We start from the raw sequence: 2,791 nt of genomic DNA, 5'->3' as shown, positions 1-2,791 counted from the left end.
GTATTCAACAAACCGCAAAAGCGACCGATCTCGCCAAATGATACGAGGTGAAAATGACATCACCGAAAATCAATGGAAAAACAACAGCGTGTATAGTTATCGTAAGAGATAGAATGGTTGCAAAATAATATGATCAAGGGTTATCCATCTGCCTACGAATCAAATTAAGATTTACCTGAAGTTGCATGAGGCTTTCATGCTGAACTTCCAAACTCTTAATAACTGAAAGTATTGTGGGCTTGGACGGATTTTGTGAAACCAGTTTTTCCAAGACCTCATCTGTTAGATTTGTCTTGAAGGTTGATTTCATTTCTTCAAGACAAGTCTCATAGGTAAATCCAGAAACCATTTTACACTTGCCTGCATTATATTGCGCAATCAGTCTTTCTAAATCACCTTGAATTTGGAGAGATAAGTTCTGTGTTGCCTTAAATTGGATTCTTAAATGTTCCAACTCTTCTTTGGGCTTTGAGAAAAATTGCATTTTGATTGTCCACAGAGTAAGCAATACACAAACAAAACCTATGATTATATCAATAGTGCTTGCACAATCCATAAAATGAAAGCTATCTATACCAATGCAAAGATACTCATTAAAACGCAATATATTCCGTACGCTCCTAAACCTTGTAAAACACCTCTCTCCCTATTCGGACTGTAAAACGGATTTCGAGAGAGTGTGTTTTTACTGGTTATGGCAATAATTTTTCTAAATGAATATAACGACAAGTAGCTGTGCGATTTCTGTAAGGCCAAAGGGGTGGCAGCACCCAGACGAAACAAGGTGGCGCTATCGGTATTGCTTACCAAGTACAATGCCGCAGGCGTTCCGAATACGGAGCCAATAAGTCTGACTTACCAACTCAACAAGCGGTGCACGCAATTACCCGAGAAAGTTTCCATCCCCTACTTTATAAAGGTGCTCGATATGCAGGAGGCGTATCGGGAGGTGATGGAGAAGAACAAACAGAGTCAAGAGGAGTTGGGAGGGTTTAAGTTTTAGAAATATAATTTGAGTGAATGTTTTTATACCCTCAAAAGATAATTTTTCGATTAACTTTGTAAAAAAGGCAGATTATGAACAGAATAGTATTAATCGGGAATGGTTTTGATTTAGCTCATGGCTTGCCTACTGGCTATGTCGATTTCATAAATAATTACTGGGAGGATTTCCACTGTCATGTACTCAATGGATACGCTCAATACCTATTAAAGCATTTCGGAGTTGCTCCCATTAAGTCATACTCGGACAATTTTGCTGACCTTAAAGTAATAAATAAAGGGAGTGACGAAATCACAGAATTCACAGTCACAGATAATGAACAAAATGCATTTAATGAGTGGTGTCGATTCATTAATGATTACAATCAAGTTGGAAGATTTACAGAATCTCTCCAATTAACATTTAAGAATCCGTTTTGGAAGCACATATCAGCGCAAGCCTCATTGGAGAATTGGGTAGATATTGAGAACGAATATTTTCAATCATTGAATAGGCTAATATATCAAGACAAATATTTAGGCTATAAATCCGCAAAAGAGCTAAATATAGACTTTCATAGCATCCAAAACTTATTAATAGAGTATCTACGCAAAATTCAAGAAGAAAAGATCTCGGATGAACTTTTCAACGAAGGGATCAATAAAATAATATTTGAGCCTATTAATCGACAAGATATATCTAAAGGAGGAGAAGATTTATTCTGGGATGATATTCTTTCTCAAGTAGCAAGTTTGCCAGGAGGTATGATAGAGGAGATGAATGAAGAGTTAATACAGCATCCTGAATATGAATTAGTCGGGCAAAATAAAGGATATCGGGAAATAATGAATAATGAATTTGACAAAGGCCACCGAATGGAATATCTACAGCCTAATCGAATTCTTTTGCTTAACTTCAATTACACAAATACGGCTCGTAAATTATATGTAAAATCAGACGATTGTCCCAAATGCGAATTGATACATATTCACGGAGAATTAGATGATAAGAATAATCCAATTATTTTTGGATATGGCGATGAAATGCATGAAGATTATAAAAAAATAGTCAATCTGAATAACAATGCCTATTTAGAAAACATCAAATCAATTCGCTACCTTGAAACTGATAATTATCGGAGACTCTTGGGATTCATAGATTCTGCACCTTATCAAATATATATAATGGGGCACTCTTGTGGCAACTCTGATCGGACCTTATTAAATACCCTTTTTGAACATAAAAACTGCTTGTCAATAAAGCCGTATTATCACCGAAAAGAAGATGGAACAGATAATTATATTGATATTGTTCAAAACATATCCCGAGACTTTAAGGATATGACATTAATGCGAGACAGGGTTGTTAATAAATGCTATTGTCAACCATTAGTAACTCCTTAACATATTCTGTCCTTCTACATATACCCCGTAAAACACCCCTCCCCTTGTTCGGCATGGAAAGCGAATTTCGGGGAGGGATTTTTTGTGGCCGATTATCGGGAATTTTTCCAGTCTAACAACAAAAGCAACAGACAGATGGTGAGTCTATTTATTTATTCATCATCCAATTTGTCGCTTTATGCAATTACGTCCATCCATGCGCCGTGCAGCCAAAATGAGGCTGGCACTGGCTGGAGCCTCGGGGTCGGGAAAAACCTACTCCTCGCTCCTCATTGCTTACGGCATGGCCTCCGACTGGTCCCGTGTTGCCGTCATCGATTCCGAGAACGGCTCGGCCGATCTCTATGCCCATCTGGGCAGTTATCAGGTCCTCACCTTGCCCGACTACTCTCCCGAGACCTACATC

2 protein-coding genes and 1 pseudogene are annotated in these 2,791 nt (G+C 38.0%); 2 read left to right on the top strand and 1 reads right to left on the bottom strand.

The features are described from left to right. Window positions 1–133 precede the first annotated feature (133 nt). Window positions 134–556, bottom strand: a complete 423-nt coding sequence (locus B5E60_RS13500; protein ID WP_087312460.1) for a hypothetical protein — start codon at window positions 554–556, stop codon at window positions 134–136. A gap of 521 nt (window positions 557–1,077) precedes the next feature. Here B5E60_RS13500 and B5E60_RS13490 point away from each other — a divergent pair. Together B5E60_RS13490 and B5E60_RS13485 are read left to right on the top strand one after the other, a co-directional pair. Beyond that, complete coding sequence (locus B5E60_RS13490; protein WP_087312458.1) at window positions 1,078–2,385, top strand: AbiH family protein; 1,308 nt, start codon at window positions 1,078–1,080, stop codon at window positions 2,383–2,385. 178 nt (window positions 2,386–2,563) lie between these two features. Continuing rightward, window positions 2,564–2,791 (top strand): annotated as a pseudogene (locus B5E60_RS13485) (ATP-binding protein); the annotation flags it as partial.

This window comes from Alistipes sp. An116 (assembly GCF_002161005.1).
Classification (GTDB): domain Bacteria; phylum Bacteroidota; class Bacteroidia; order Bacteroidales; family Rikenellaceae; genus Alistipes; species Alistipes megaguti.
The sequence above is the reverse complement of the archived record's forward strand: the minus strand, read 5'-3'. Positions and strand labels throughout refer to the sequence as shown.

What these genes read in the sequence shown, in the direction of transcription:
- B5E60_RS13500 (WP_087312460.1), bottom strand. Translation starts at nt 556, where the DNA reads ATGGATTGTGCAAGCACTATTGATATAATCATAGGTTTTGTTTGTGTA.
- B5E60_RS13490 (WP_087312458.1), top strand. Translation starts at nt 1,078, where the DNA reads ATGAACAGAATAGTATTAATCGGGAATGGTTTTGATTTAGCTCATGGC.